Raw genomic sequence first — 12,779 nt, forward strand, 5'->3', positions numbered from 1 at the left:
TCATGACGGTGCACACCGCTCCGGCCGAAGCAGCCAGCCAGCTCGAATCCTACAAGCTTGCCAATGGGCTTCAGATCGTGGTCGCGCCCGATCATCGCGCGCCTGTCGTCACCCATATGGTCTGGTACCGTAATGGCTCCGGCGACGATCCGGCGGGCAAGTCGGGCATTGCCCATTTCCTCGAGCACCTGATGTTCAAGGGCACGGCGAAATGGCCGGCCGGCGAGTTCTCCAAGATCGTCGCCAGCTATGGCGGCCAGGAGAACGCGTTCACCTCCTATGACTACACCGCCTATTTCCAGCGCGTGCCCAAGGAGCACCTGCGCGCGATGATGGATTACGAGGCAGACCGGATGACTGGCCTCGCCTTCGACGAGAGCGTGGTCGCGCCCGAGCGCGACGTCGTGCTGGAGGAGCGGCGCATGCGCGTCGATGCCGATCCCGCCGCCCAGCTCGGCGAGGAGTTCTCCAGCGCGCTCTACGCCCATCATCCCTATGGCACGCCGATCATCGGCTGGGAGCACGAGATCGAGGAACTCTCGCGCGACGACGCCTTCGCCTACTACCAGCGCTTCTACACCCCGGAGAACGCCATCCTGGTCGTTGCCGGTGATGTCGAGCCGGCCGATGTGCTGCGCTTGGCGCAGGAGACCTATGGCGTGATCCCGGCCCGCGGCGAGGCGCCGCATCGCAAGCGCCCGGCCGAGCCCGAGCCGCGTGCCGCCCGCCGCGTCGCGCTCTCCGATCCGCGCGTGCAGCAGCCTTCGCTGCGCCGGGCCTGGCTGGCGCCGACCTATGTCTCGCCGCAGCGTGACGAAGCCTTCGCGCTCGAGCTCGCCGCTGAGATCCTCGGCGGTGGCACGACCTCGCGGCTCTACCGCAAGCTCTGCGTCGAGCAGGAGCTCGCCGCCGGCGCCGGCGCCTATTTCATGGGCTCGATGGTCGACCGCTCCGCTTTCCAGCTCTCGGTCAGCCCGCGCCCGGGCGTCGAGATGGCGGCGCTCGAAGCCGGGCTCGATGCCGCGCTCGCCGCCTTCATCGCCGAGGGGCCGACCGAGCTGGAGCTCGCTCGCGCCCGCACCCGCCTCGTCGCCGAGACCGTCTTCGCCCGCGACAGCCAGTCCTCGCTCGCCCGCATCTTCGGCTCGGCGCTTGCCGTCGGCGAGAGCGTCGAGGACGTGCTGCTCTGGCCGCAGCGCATCGAGGCGGTGACGCGCGAGCAAGTCACGGAGGCGGTCCGGCGCTATCTCAAGCCCGATCGCTCGGTCACCGGCCTGCTCCTGCCGGCCGCCGCCTGAATTCCGCGCTGAAAGCCATTACGGGCGGGCCCCGGTCCCGCCGTCGAGGATTGCCGATGAACCCGTCCCTTGCTCCCGCCGCCGCTTCTCCCGGTCCTTCGCTGGCCGTCCAGCGCGTCACTGCCAAATGCGGGGTCGAAGCCTGGCTGGTCGAGGAGCACAGCCTGCCGCTGCTCGCGCTCGACTTCGCCTTCGACGGCGGCGCCAACCGCGACCCGGCGAACGCCGCGGGCAGCGCCAACCTGGTCTCCGGGCTGCTCGACGAGGGCGCCGGCGACCTCGACGCCGAAGCCTTTCAGGGCCGCCTTGCCGACTACGCCATCAACCTCTCCTTCGACGCCCGCCGCGACGATTTCCACGGCCAGCTCCAGACCTTGTCGCAGCATCGCGAGGTCGCCTTCGATCTGCTCGGTCTCGCGCTCAATGCGCCGCGCTTCGACGCCGACGCGGTGGCGCGGGTCAAGGCGCAGGTGATCGCCGGCCTGCAGCGACAGGCGCAGAACCCGGATGTGATCTGTCGCAACGCGCTCTTCGCCGCGGCCTTCCCGGGCCACCCTTACGGCCGTCCCGAGCGTGGCGATGTTGCCAGCGTCGGCGGGATCGAGCCTGCAGCATTGAAGGCGCTGACGCAGGGGCTCTTCACCCGCGGCGGTCTCAAGGTCGTCGCGGTCGGAGACATCACCGCAGCCGAGCTGGCCTCACGGCTCGATGCCCTGTTCGGCGCCTTGCCGGCCGGTGCACCGCGCGTCGAGCCGGCGGCGGCGCTGCCGATCGCCGATCTCGGCCAGACCCATGTCGTCGATCTCGACGTGCCGCAGACCGTGCTGCGCTTCATCGGCCCCGGCCTGATGTGGGACGATCCCGACTTCATTGCCGCGACCGTGCTGAACCACATCCTCGGCGGCTCGGCCTTCACCTCGCGCCTGTTCATGGAAGTCCGCGAGAAGCGCGGCCTCGCCTATGGCGTCTCCTCCAGCCTGGTGCCGCTGCGCCAGAGCGGCTTCCTCGTCGGCGGCACCTCGACCCGCAACGACCGCGTCGCCGAGTCCATGTCCGTGATCCGCGAGGAGATCGCCAAGCTCGTCACGGAAGGGCCGAGCGAGCACGAGGTCGAGGAGGCCAAGCGCTATCTGATCGGCTCCTATTCGCTGCGCTTCGACACCTCGCCGAAGATCGCCGGCGAACTGCTCGGCCTCGCCATCCGCGGCGAACAGCCGGATTTCGTCGAGACGCGCAACCAGCGCTTCGCGGCGGTGACGCTGGCCGATGTCCGGCGCGTCGCACAGCGCCTGTTCGGCGAGGGCAAGCTGCTGGTCCAGGCCGTCGGCCGTCCGGTCGGGCTGGTCTGACGCTCCCGGCCGAGGAGCTCTGATGGTCATCCGCCGTCTCGATCCCGTCCTGGTCGATCGCATCGCTGCCGGCGAGGTGATCGAGCGGCCGGCCGCGGCGGTGAAGGAACTGGTCGAGAACGCGATCGATGCCGGCGCCACCAGCATAGCCGTCACGATCAGGGCCGGCGGGCGCGAGCTGATCCGCGTCGTCGACGACGGCATCGGCATGAGCCCCGACGACCTCGCGCTCTGCGTCGAGCGCCACGCCACCTCCAAGCTCCCCGATGGCGACCTCTTCGCCATCCGCTCGCTCGGCTTCCGCGGCGAGGCCTTGCCCTCGATCGGCTCGGTGGCGCGGCTTTCGATCACCACCCGCCAGCGCGATGCGGCGCAAGGCTCGGCGCTCGTGGTCGAGGCCGGCGCCAAGGGGGCGGTGCGGCCGGCGGCGGCCGCGCCCGGCACCCGCATCGAGGTCAGCGACCTCTTCATCTTCACCCCGGCCCGCCTGAAATTCCTGAAGAGCGACCGGGCGGAGGCGCAGGCCGTCTCCGACATGCTGCGGCGGCTCGCCATCGCCCATCCGGAAGTCCGCTTCTCGCTCGAGGGCGAGCATGCCGGCGCCTTCGACTGGCCGGCCGAGCCGATCGGCAATGACGGCCATCTGCGTCGCCTCGGCCGCGCGCTCGGGCGCGATTTCCCCGAGAACGCCCTGCCGGTCGAGACCGAGCGCGAGGGCGTTAGGCTCTCCGGCTTTGCCGGTCTGCCGACCTTCCATCGCGGCACCTCGGCCGGCGTCCATATGGCGGTCAATGGCCGGCCGGTGCGCGACAAGCTGCTGCTCTCGGCGGTGCGCGGCGCCTATGCCGACGTCGTGCCGTCCGACCGGCATCCGGTGCTCTATCTCGACGTGCTCTGCGACCCCGCCGTCGTCGACGTCAACGTCCACCCGGCCAAGAGCGAGGTCCGCTTCCGCGATCCGGCGCTGGTGCGCGGCCTCGTTGTCTCCAGCCTCAAGGCCGCTTTGGCAGGCGCCGGCCACCGCGCCACCACCACCGGCGGCGCCCGCACGCTCGACGCCTTCCGCGCGGTCTTCTCGGGCGGCGGCTTCGGTGGCGGCGGGCCAGCCACGATCCAGCGCCCGAATTTCGGCAGCGTTGCCGACTGGCGCATGCCGGAGCCGGGCAATCCTGCGCAGCCGATGCAGGCCGGCTTCGCCGATCTCGCCATGCCCTCGGCCGATGCGCGCGCGCATCTCGCCGAGCCGCCGCAGGATGCGCTCGACCGGCCGCTCGGCGCCGCCCGCGCTCAGCTCCACGGCACCTATATCGTCGCCCAGACCCGCGACGGCATGGTCATCGTCGACCAGCACGCCGCGCATGAGCGGCTGGTCTATGAGCGCCTCAAGGCCGAGCGGGCCAAGAGCGGCATCGCCCGCCAGCCCATGCTGCTGCCCGAGGTGGTCGAGCTCGATCCCGTCGATGCCGATCGACTCAACGCCGCGGCCGCCGACCTTGCCTCGCTCGGCCTCATCATCGAGAGCTTCGGCCCTGGCGCGGTGCTGGTGCGCGAAGCGCCGGCCGCAGTCGCCGGCGGCGACCTCCAGGGCATCGTCCGCGATGTCGCCGACGCGCTCGCCGAGCATTGCGATGCCGGTTCGCTGGAGCGAAGGCTCGACCATGTCCTGGCGACGATGGCCTGCCACAACTCGGTCCGCGCCGGCCGCCGCCTGCGGCCGGAGGAGATGGACGCGCTCTTGCGCGAGATGGAAGCGACGCCGAATTCCGGCCAGTGCAATCACGGCCGCCCGACCTATGTCGAGCTGAAGCTCAGCGACATCGAGAAGCTGTTCGGGAGACGGTAGGGACCCTCGCTCAGGCGCGCAGCAGCAGTGCCTGCGCCTTGTGATATTCGGACCTATGGTCACCCGCCCCGGACCTGCCGAGGAGCAGGACAAGGCCCAGCGGCAGACACCAGGCGGCCCAGGCGGCGAGCGCGTAGCTCGCCTCGAACGGGAGCTGCAGCGCCAGCGCCAGCCACAGGGCCAGTCGCAGCCAGATTGCGCCGCACGCGACCGCCGCCATCGCTATCATCAGCCGCGCATGCTGCCGTGCATCGCCGCGCCGGATCGCGATCACCGCCGCAATCAGCAGCGCCAGCCAGACGACGCCTTGTCCGAAGAACCCGGCCTGCGCGACGGAGCCGGCCTCGCTCGCCAGCGCCACGGGCAGGGCGGTCAATCCACCGAGCAGCACACAGAGGGCCGCGAGGCGTCCCATGGCCCGATGAAAGCCACGCCGATGCCTCGCGGCCGCCGTGATCGCTATGAAGATCAAGGCGAGACCCGACGCGATCATATGGAGCGGGAACGCCAATGGCAGCTTCTGGCGGACCAGCAGCAGGACGTCGGGCAGGGGCAGCAGGTTGCTTCCAAGCGCAATCGCGGTCGCGGCTGTCGGAGCAACGAGGATGGCGATGATCAATCCGGCGAGAATGGCACGCGGGCGCATCCGTCCGGCCATGCTGAGATCGCGCATCCATGCCTTCTCCCGTCGAGCCGGAACGCTGGCGGCGATTTTTGTCGCGAGCGTGGCGTTGGGCGAGGCACAGGCCGCGGGTGCTTCCGACCTGACCGGCCGCTGGTCTGCGTCACGTCCGAAGCTGACCCTCGATATCGTCCGTTGCGGAGAGGGCTGGTGCGGCATCGAAGTGACCGAGGGTGCAAGGTGCGGGCGTACGGTGCTGCGTCTCGACATTGCCCGCGCTGTCTCAGGGCCGATGGTCGGCTTTGCCGGCCGGCTCGAGGTGATCGCCGAGGCAGAGCCCTATGCTGTCGGCGCAACGCTTCAGAGCCAAGGCAACGCTGCTGTCCTGTGGATGCTTGGGCACACCGGCGCGACGCTCCTGCCACGGCGCATGTATCCGCTGAATGCGTACTTCACTCGGCTCGGGGACCCCATCTGCGTCGAACCGAAGCTGTCCTAAGGCGCGTAGCAGCTTCTGCTGCGTGAACTGTCTTCGCTTCAGCCTGCGCGCAGGAAACGCACCTGCGTCTCGCCATAATCCCGGCGTTCAAGTTCCTCGAACCCGTCCGGCAGCGTGATCTCCACGTCGGCGGCTTCCTCCAGCAGCACCAGCGCATCCTTTGCCAGCCAGCCGCCCTCGCGGGCCGAGGCGAGGGCCTTTTCGCCCAGCCCCTTGCGATAGGGCGGGTCGCAGAAGACGAGGTCGAACGGCGCCATGCCGGTGATCGGGCCGAGCCTGGTCGCGTCGCGGCGGAAGATACGGCTATGGCCGGCGAGCCCGAGCGCCATCTGGTTCTCGCGGATCAGCCCGCGTGCCTCGGCCCCGTCATCGACCAAAAGCGCGAAGGCGGCGCCGCGCGAGAGCGCCTCGAATGCCATCGCGCCGGTGCCGGCGAAGAGGTCGAGCACGCGCGCGCCGTCGGTCGCGTCGCCATGGCCATGCGCCAGCACGTTGAACAGCGATTCCCGCAGGCGATCCGAAGTCGGCCGGATCGCGCCGATGCCTGGCTTCGGGCTTGCGAGGGACCGGCCGCCGAAGCGCCCTCCGACGATGCGCATGGACTAAGCCTTACCCGCGACGACCACCGCCGCCCGAACGCGGCGGGCCGGAGCGCGGCGGACCAGAACGTGGCGGGCGCTTGTCGCCACCTGGGCGCGGGCCTCGTCCGCCGGGACGATCGCCAGCCGGCCGGTCGCCGGTCGGCTTGCCACGGAGGGGGCGGGCAGGGCGCTCGCCCTCGTCACCCTCGCGCCGCGGCGGGCGCTTGCCGCGTGGCGGCTTGTCGGCCCAGTCGCCGCTGCCGCGCCAGGGTGCCTCGCCGCCACGGTCGCGGCCGAAGCTCTCTTCGCGTGGTGCCCTTGCTGGGCGCTCGCTACGCGGAGCGCGTGCCGGCCTGTCCTCGCGCGGCTCATCCTTCGGCTTCGCAGCGATACGCTCGACCTTGACGCGCCGGCCCTTGGGATCGGCGATCGCCTTGTCGCGCACGCGCGTGACGGCGCCGGTCGCCTCGCGCGCCTGCCGCTCTTCCTTCGGATCGGCACCGCGGCGCGGCGGCGCCTTGCGCTCGCGCTGCGGCTCGGCCTCGACATCGCGCCAGACGCCGCGGGTCCATGGCTTGTCGCCGCGCAGCGGGCGGGCCTCCTCGGCCTGCTCTTCGCGCGCACGGCGGCGCGGACGATCGTCGCCGGCGGGCGCGGGCCTGCCACGTGCGGGCCTTTCGTCCGATCGGCTTTCGTCGCGCCGTGGCGACTCGAAATCGACGCCGGCCTTGGCCATCAGCTCGGTGCCGAGCTGGTCCTTCAGCACCTTGGAGCGGACCTCCTCGGCCTCGCCCTCCGGCAGGTCGCCGAGCTGGAACGGGCCGAAGGAGACCCGGATCAGCCGGTTCACCTGCAGGCCGAGATGCTCCAGCACCGTCTTGACCTCGCGGTTCTTGCCTTCGCGCAGATCGACGGTGAGCCAGGTGTTCGAACCCTGCTCGCGCTCGAACTGGGCGACGACCGGGCCGTACTGAACGCCGTCGATGGTGACGCCGCCCCGGAGCGTATCGAGCTGGGCCTGGTTGACCTGGCCGAAGGCGCGCACGCGATAGCGCCTGAGCCAGCCGGTCTCCGGCAACTCCAGCATGCGCGCCAGCCCGCCGTCATTGGTGAGCAGCAGCAGGCCTTCGGTGTTGATGTCGAGCCGGCCGACCGAGAGCACGCGCGGCAGGTCCTCCGGCAGCGCATCAAACACGGTCGGGCGCCCTTCCGGATCATGGTTGGTCGTCACCAGGCCACGCGGCTTGTGGTAGAACCAGAGCCTGGTTCGCTCGCGCGCCGGCAACGGCTCGCCATCGACCAGTACGACGTCCTTGGGGCCGACATCGAGCGCCGGGCTCTCGATCACCTTGCCGTTCACGCTGACGCGGCCTTCCGCGATCAGCGCCTCGCTGTCGCGGCGCGAGGCGACGCCGGCGCGCGCCATCACTTTGGCGATGCGCTCCGGCTCCTGCGGCGCGGCCGGAGCCGAGACGGCCTCGGCGATCTCGGCGGCGTTGCGATGCGCCCGGTCGGGCCGGCTGCGCGTCGGATTGCTGCCGCGCGGTGCGTCGAAGCGCTTGCCGCCGCCGAAGCTGCGGCCTTCACCGCGGTCGTCACGGCGCGGCGGCCGGGCAGGGCGCTCGCCGCCGCTGCGCTCGCGGAAGGGGCGCTCGCTGCGGCCAGGTTGATCGCCGCGCTCCCGCGGCGGCCGGCGCTCCTCGCCGTCGCGCGAACGGAAGGGCCGCTCGCCGCTTTCGCGCGCGGGGCGCGCCGCACGACGCTCGTCGTCACCACGTCCGCGGAACGGGCGGTCCCCATCGCGCGGCGGGCGCGACGATGCGCCGTCCCGAGTAGGACGCCCGAAGCCGCCGGGCCTGTCGCCGCCAGTCCTGTCGCGGCCTGACCTGTCGCCATCGCGCGGCGGACGGCTGGTCCGGCGTTCGTCACCGCCACGGTCACGGAATGGCCGTTCACCGCCCTCGCGAGGCGGCCGATCGCCGGCGGGGCGCTCGCTGCGTCCCTCGAAGCGCTTGCCACCGAAGCTCCTGCCAGCCGGCCGCTCCTCGCCATCGCGCGAGCGGAAGGGCGGCTTGCCGCCGCGTCCGGGCGGGCGGCCGCCGGGACCACCGCGGCCCGGGCCGCCATCGCGCCCGCCGCCACGGCCGCCGGTTCCGCCGCCCTTGCGCGGGCCTCGGCTTTTCTGATTGTTGTCGTCGCTCATGGTGGCTCCTGAAGCCGGATCATCGCGGACCGGGTTGCGAAGCGATCCGGGACGGCAGCGGCTCTTGAATCTGGTATTAGCCGGCGCTTGTAGCAGGCGTTTTCGTGCGCTGCGACGGCAAAGATGAAGGTTCGATGGGATCGATCGACGCAAAGCAGGTCGAGGTGGCGCCGATGGCGCTGGCGCTGACCGAAGCGCGGGCCGCGGCGGAGCGTGGCGAGGTGCCGGTCGGGGCGGTGATCGTCCGGGGCGGTGAGGTGCTGGCCAGCGCCGGCAACCGTACGCTCGAGCTGAAGGACCCGACGGCACACGCCGAGACATTGGCGATCCGGATCGCCTGCGAAGCGATCCAGTCGGAGCGGCTGGTCGACTGCGATCTCTATGTCACGCTCGAGCCCTGCCCGATGTGCGCCGCGGCGATCTCCTTCGCCCGGATCAGACGGCTCTATTTCGCCGCCTCCGATCCGAAGGGCGGAGCGGTCGAGAACGGCGTCAGGCTCTATCGCAGCCCGAGCTGCCATCATGCGCCGGAGGTCTATGGCGGCCTGAGCGAGCGCGAGGCGGCGGACTTGCTGCGCGGCTTCTTCCGGGAGCGGCGCTGATGGCGGAGACGATCCGCGCGGCGAGTCCGGCTGATGTGCAGGCCATCGCTGCGCTCAACCGCGCTGCGTTCGGCGGCGAGGACGAGGTCGGTATCGTCGAGCGTCTGCGCCTTGACGGCCTGGTTGCCGTCGAGCTTGTGGCGGAGGAGGACGGCGCGATCAGCGGCCATATCCTGCTGAGCTGGCTGCCGACCATGATGGACGGGCGAGCAGTGAAGGCGTTGGCGCTGGCGCCGATGGCGGTCCAACCCGGGCGACAGAAGCAGGGGATCGGCGGCTGGCTGATCGCGGCGGCGCTTGACAAGGCGAGGGCTGTGGGAGCGCAGGCCGTCGTCGTGCTCGGCCATCCCGATTATTATCCGCGCTTCGGCTTCTCGGCGGCGCTGGCGCGGCCCCTGGCCTCACCCTTCTCCGGTGAGGCCTTCATGGCGCTGGAGCTCGTGCCGGGGGCCCTGGCGGGCGCGCAGGGCTCGGTCAGCTACCCCTCCGCGTTCGGACTCTAGCCGGCCAAACGGCTTCAGGACCCTGCGGTCGCGGCGGACTCCCGGCCGATTGGACGAATGCTTGGGTGGTTCCCGTCAAAACTTCAATTCGATGTAATGGATCGGGTTTTGATTGTATATCTCAATCTATAATATGAATATCAGGTCAAGTATTTAGCCGATTGGCTAGTTCGATAGGATTAGTCCTGGCGATGTAAGGAAAATGCCGAGCTGATCAGTTTTCGAATGCCTGTCATGATCTGCCTTGTTTTTGCCTTGTAGCGCCCGTAGATCGCCGCTGCACTGCTCAGCCAGACCAAGGAATGGTGGCTTGAGCCTCCCATTCCCCAAAGTCGGTAAATCTCCATTATGCGTAAAGTTGCGTTGGCTGCGCTGTCCGCGGCCTGTTGGTCTGCGTCCCCCTCCTTCGCCGCCGATACCCATCTCGCGAAAATCTCGTTCCAGCCGCAGGTGAAGGGGCTGAACTGCCTGAAGCCGGAAACCCTCGGTATGATCAAGGAACTTACCGCGAAGATCGGCCCGATCCAGATCACCTCGACCTGCGGCGGCCGCCACGCCCGCAACTCCCAGCACTATCGCGGCAACGCCATCGATTTCCGCCCGCTCGCCACCTCGTCCCGGAATGCTGCGGCTGCCGCAAAGGCGATCGAGAGTGTCGGCGGCGTCGGCACCTACTCGAACGGCCTCGTCCATGTCGATGTCGGCGATCGCGAAATCGCCTGGTACGGCAAGAAGCGCAGCCGCCGCCTCGCCTATGCCGCGCGCGGGCGCTGAGGTCGCTCAGAGCAAGGCCCGGGCGACGAGGTAGCCGCCCAGCCCCAGCAGCCCGGCGAAGAAGCAGAGCTTGAAGGTCGCTGCCGAGATACGCTGGCGGATCGCCTGGCCGAACCACATCCCGGCCAGCGCCGGCAACAGCGCCAGCAGCGAAGCGCCGGCGACCTTGAGATCGAGCGCGCCGGCGCCGACCAGCCCGAAGGACAGGGCGATGGTCGAGACGATGAAGGAGAGGCCGAGTGCCTGCACCAGCTCGTCCTTGTCGAAGCCGAGCGCCTGCAGATAGGGCACCGCCGGCAGCACGAAGACACCGGTCGCAGCAGTGGCGGCGCCGGTTACCACGCCGACCAGCGGGCCGAGCCAGATCTCGGCGCTCGCAGGCACGCGCAGCTTGGCGGCCTTCAGTCCGACCAGCGCATAGAGCACCAGCGCGATGCCGAGCCAGAGTGTCGCCGAGCCGTCCTTGGCCTTTTCCAGCAGGCCTGCGCCAGCCCAGGTGCCGACGCAGGTCCCGGCCAGCATCGGCCAGAGGCGGATCGCGATCGCCTTGAGCTTCGGGCCCGTCAGTTGCCAGCTATTGGTGACGAGGTTGGGGATGACCAATAGCGCCGCGGCCTGCGCCGGCGCCATCACCACGCCGAGCACGCCGACCGCGATCGTCGGTAGGCCGAGCCCGATCACGCCCTTGACGAAGCCGGCGAGCACGAAGGTCGCGGCGATGAAGGTGAGGAGCGTCGTCTGGTCCATGATCCTGCCGGCCCTGTCGATCGATTGCGTTGGATCGCTTGTCGCAGTCCTGCCCGGTCCTGTCGCGGGCGGATACTACGGTCTCGGCCGTAGCGTCCTTGCTTGCCTCGGCGGGCACGGGCGTCATCATGGCAGGCACAATGGAGGCGTCGGGCCATGGCCATGTACGGACCCTATCTCGCCGAGATCGCCCATCTGATGGGAGATCCCGCCCGCGCCAACATGCTGCATGCGCTGATGGATGGCCGCGCGCTGACGGCGAAGGAGCTCGCCTTCCTTGCCGGCGTCGCACCGCAGACGGCGAGCGGCCATCTCGCCAAGCTGATGCAGGGCGGTTTGCTCGGCGTCGCCATGCAGGGCCGCCATCGCTATTACCGTCTGGCCGGGCCGGAGGTCGCCGCCGCGCTCGAAGGGCTGATGGTGCTCTCCGGCGGTCAGGCGAATGGGAGGCGCCTGCCTTCACGCGTCGGCGCCGACCTCGCCCGCGCCCGCACCTGCTACGACCATTTCGCCGGCCGTCTCGGCATCGCGATCCATGATGCGCTCGTCGCCGGCGGGCATCTCAGCGTGGCCGATGGCGGCTATGGGTTGACCCGTTCCGGTGTCGCGCTCTTCGCCGGCCTGGGTATCGACCCCGCCACGGCAAGTAAGGGCAAGCGGGCAGCGCTGCGTCCCTGCCTCGACTGGAGCGAGCGCCGGCCGCATCTCGCCGGTTCGCTCGCAGCGGCCTTGGCCTGCCGCTGTTTCGAGGCCGGCTGGGTGACGCGGATCAAGGATAGCCGCGCCGTCGTCTTGACGGATGGGGGGCGAGCGGCGCTGGAGGCCGGCCTGCCGGGCTTCCGTTGCGACGAGCCGGAGACCGTCACGCCGCCCGTTCGAGCGCCTCTGACAGCCTCCGCTTGACCTCCTCCTTCGCCGGCCCCGCGGCCTCGAGGATAGCCTGCCAGCGGAAGAAATCGAGCCCGCCGAAGCCCTCGCCGCCTGCGCGGATCAGGATGTCCGGCGGCTGGCGCTCGATCATGCGCTGGACCAGCGCTCGCGTTAGGATCTGCGAGACGCCGACCATCGCTTCCAATGGTTCGGGCACACGGCTGTCGCTGACGGTCGCCGGGGCGCTGGTGTCGACCGCAAGCACGAGGCGGCCGGGCCCGAGCAGGCGATCATAGGGCAGGGGATTGATCGCGCCGCCATCGATCAGCACGCGCCCACCGATCGTCACCGGCTTGACCAGGCCGGGGATCGCCAGCGAGGCGGCGACGGCCGGCGTCAACGGGCCGCTGCCGAGGACGACCTCGTCATGCAGGTGGTAGTCGGTCGCGACCGAGAGGAACGGGATGCCAAGCTCCTCGAAGCGATCAGGCACCGCCTGCGGCCAGAACAGGTCGAGCAGGCGCTCGCCATCGATCAGCACGGGGTTGCCGAGGCCGCCGCGCCAGAGATCGGCGATCTTGCCGATGCGCGCCTCGAGCAGCCTGGCGATCACCCGGGCGCGGTCACGGAAGCTCGCCTCGACATGGGCACGCAGATCGCGGCCGGAAAGACCGGCGGCATAGGCGGCGCCGATGATCGCACCCATCGACGAGCCGGCGATCAGCGCCGGCTTGAGGCCGAGTTCGTCGAGCGCCTCCAGCACCGGGATATGGCTGAGCCCGCGCGCCCCTCCCGAGCCGAGCACGAGGACGAGCTCGGGTCCGGACGGTTGCGGCAAGCGGGCGAGGGGGCTGGAGACGCTTGTCATAGCCTGATGTTGCGGTGCGG

General features: G+C 70.1%; 13 protein-coding genes. 8 read left to right on the plus strand and 5 right to left on the minus strand.

From position 1 onward, the window contains the following. Positions 1-2: 2 nt before the first annotated feature. Genes ACQKLX_RS13875 through mutL form a run of 3 tightly spaced genes read left to right on the plus strand, consistent with a single transcriptional unit; the run spans position 3 to position 4,490 of the window. Positions 3-1,298 (plus strand): M16 family metallopeptidase, encoded by a 1,296-nt coding sequence (locus tag ACQKLX_RS13875; protein WP_427362155.1) that lies wholly within the window; start codon positions 3-5, stop codon positions 1,296-1,298. A gap of 56 nt (positions 1,299-1,354) precedes the next feature. Continuing rightward, positions 1,355-2,647, plus strand: a complete 1,293-nt coding sequence (locus ACQKLX_RS13880; protein ID WP_427362156.1) for a M16 family metallopeptidase — start codon at positions 1,355-1,357, stop codon at positions 2,645-2,647. A gap of 22 nt (positions 2,648-2,669) precedes the next feature. Next, positions 2,670-4,490 (plus strand): DNA mismatch repair endonuclease MutL, encoded by a 1,821-nt coding sequence (gene mutL / locus ACQKLX_RS13885; RefSeq protein ID WP_427362157.1) that lies wholly within the window; start codon positions 2,670-2,672, stop codon positions 4,488-4,490. A gap of 10 nt (positions 4,491-4,500) precedes the next feature. Here the strand turns inward: mutL and ACQKLX_RS13890 are convergent, their stop codons facing one another. Continuing rightward, on the minus strand, positions 4,501-5,163 hold the full coding sequence (locus tag ACQKLX_RS13890) for a DUF2306 domain-containing protein (protein WP_427362158.1): 663 nt from the start codon (positions 5,161-5,163) through the stop codon (positions 4,501-4,503). On the opposite strand from ACQKLX_RS13890, the gene ACQKLX_RS13895 reads away from it, so the two are divergent. Further along, positions 5,147-5,611, plus strand: a complete 465-nt coding sequence (locus tag ACQKLX_RS13895) for a hypothetical protein (RefSeq protein ID WP_427362159.1) — start codon at positions 5,147-5,149, stop codon at positions 5,609-5,611. The genes ACQKLX_RS13890 and ACQKLX_RS13895 overlap by 17 nt on opposite strands. A 38-nt stretch (positions 5,612-5,649) precedes the next feature. Here ACQKLX_RS13895 and rsmD read toward each other — a convergent pair whose 3' ends face one another. Then, complete coding sequence (rsmD, locus tag ACQKLX_RS13900) at positions 5,650-6,210, minus strand: 16S rRNA (guanine(966)-N(2))-methyltransferase RsmD (protein WP_427362160.1); 561 nt, start codon at positions 6,208-6,210, stop codon at positions 5,650-5,652. Between the two features lie 10 nt (positions 6,211-6,220). Next, positions 6,221-8,395, minus strand: a complete 2,175-nt coding sequence (locus ACQKLX_RS13905; RefSeq protein WP_427362161.1) for a pseudouridine synthase — start codon at positions 8,393-8,395, stop codon at positions 6,221-6,223. A 173-nt stretch (positions 8,396-8,568) separates the two neighbouring features. Here ACQKLX_RS13905 and ACQKLX_RS13910 point away from each other — a divergent pair, with 173 nt between their 5' ends. From ACQKLX_RS13910 to ACQKLX_RS13920, 3 genes are all read left to right on the plus strand, one after another. Beyond that, positions 8,569-8,997: a nucleoside deaminase gene (locus ACQKLX_RS13910; RefSeq protein ID WP_427362340.1), complete on the plus strand. Its 429-nt coding sequence runs from the start codon at positions 8,569-8,571 to the stop codon at positions 8,995-8,997. Beyond that, complete coding sequence (locus ACQKLX_RS13915; RefSeq protein WP_427362162.1) at positions 8,997-9,500, plus strand: GNAT family N-acetyltransferase; 504 nt, start codon at positions 8,997-8,999, stop codon at positions 9,498-9,500. Before ACQKLX_RS13910 ends, ACQKLX_RS13915 begins: the two co-directional genes overlap by 1 nt. 489 nt (positions 9,501-9,989) lie before the next feature. Continuing rightward, positions 9,990-10,274, plus strand: coding sequence for a peptidoglycan L,D-endopeptidase MepK (locus ACQKLX_RS13920; RefSeq protein WP_427362163.1), 285 nt, complete (start codon positions 9,990-9,992; stop codon positions 10,272-10,274). A gap of 6 nt (positions 10,275-10,280) precedes the next feature. Here the strand turns inward: ACQKLX_RS13920 and ACQKLX_RS13925 are convergent, their stop codons facing one another. Next, a complete protein-coding gene (locus ACQKLX_RS13925; RefSeq protein ID WP_427362164.1) occupies positions 10,281-11,021 on the minus strand; it encodes a sulfite exporter TauE/SafE family protein in 741 nt (246 codons plus the stop codon). Positions 11,022-11,177: 156 nt separating this feature from the next. On the opposite strand from ACQKLX_RS13925, the gene ACQKLX_RS13930 reads away from it, so the two are divergent. Beyond that, on the plus strand, positions 11,178-11,924 hold the full coding sequence (locus ACQKLX_RS13930) for an ArsR/SmtB family transcription factor (RefSeq protein WP_427362165.1): 747 nt from the start codon (positions 11,178-11,180) through the stop codon (positions 11,922-11,924). On the opposite strand, the gene ACQKLX_RS13935 is transcribed toward ACQKLX_RS13930, so the two are convergent. Beyond that, positions 11,884-12,759, minus strand: coding sequence for a patatin-like phospholipase family protein (locus tag ACQKLX_RS13935; RefSeq protein WP_427362166.1), 876 nt, complete (start codon positions 12,757-12,759; stop codon positions 11,884-11,886). The two genes, ACQKLX_RS13930 and ACQKLX_RS13935, sit on opposite strands and share 41 nt — an antisense overlap. Positions 12,760-12,779: the final 20 nt, after the last annotated feature.

The organism is Allobosea sp. NPDC003192, from assembly GCF_050275675.1.
In the GTDB taxonomy this organism is placed as follows: Bacteria; Pseudomonadota; Alphaproteobacteria; order Rhizobiales; family Beijerinckiaceae; genus Allobosea.

Coding starts and splice junctions, on each gene's coding strand:
- ACQKLX_RS13895 (WP_427362159.1), top strand. CDS start 5,147: ATGCTGAGATCGCGCATCCATGCCTTCTCCCGTCGAGCCGGAACGCTG.
- mutL (WP_427362157.1), top strand. CDS start 2,670: ATGGTCATCCGCCGTCTCGATCCCGTCCTGGTCGATCGCATCGCTGCC.
- ACQKLX_RS13875 (WP_427362155.1), top strand. CDS start 3: ATGACGGTGCACACCGCTCCGGCCGAAGCAGCCAGCCAGCTCGAATCC.
- ACQKLX_RS13905 (WP_427362161.1), bottom strand. CDS start 8,395: ATGAGCGACGACAACAATCAGAAAAGCCGAGGCCCGCGCAAGGGCGGC.
- ACQKLX_RS13920 (WP_427362163.1), top strand. CDS start 9,990: ATGATCAAGGAACTTACCGCGAAGATCGGCCCGATCCAGATCACCTCG.
- ACQKLX_RS13915 (WP_427362162.1), top strand. CDS start 8,997: ATGGCGGAGACGATCCGCGCGGCGAGTCCGGCTGATGTGCAGGCCATC.
- rsmD (WP_427362160.1), bottom strand. CDS start 6,210: ATGCGCATCGTCGGAGGGCGCTTCGGCGGCCGGTCCCTCGCAAGCCCG.
- ACQKLX_RS13930 (WP_427362165.1), top strand. CDS start 11,178: ATGGCCATGTACGGACCCTATCTCGCCGAGATCGCCCATCTGATGGGA.
- ACQKLX_RS13880 (WP_427362156.1), top strand. CDS start 1,355: ATGAACCCGTCCCTTGCTCCCGCCGCCGCTTCTCCCGGTCCTTCGCTG.
- ACQKLX_RS13935 (WP_427362166.1), bottom strand. CDS start 12,759: ATGACAAGCGTCTCCAGCCCCCTCGCCCGCTTGCCGCAACCGTCCGGA.
- ACQKLX_RS13890 (WP_427362158.1), bottom strand. CDS start 5,163: ATGCGCGATCTCAGCATGGCCGGACGGATGCGCCCGCGTGCCATTCTC.
- ACQKLX_RS13925 (WP_427362164.1), bottom strand. CDS start 11,021: ATGGACCAGACGACGCTCCTCACCTTCATCGCCGCGACCTTCGTGCTC.
- ACQKLX_RS13910 (WP_427362340.1), top strand. CDS start 8,569: ATGGCGCTGGCGCTGACCGAAGCGCGGGCCGCGGCGGAGCGTGGCGAG.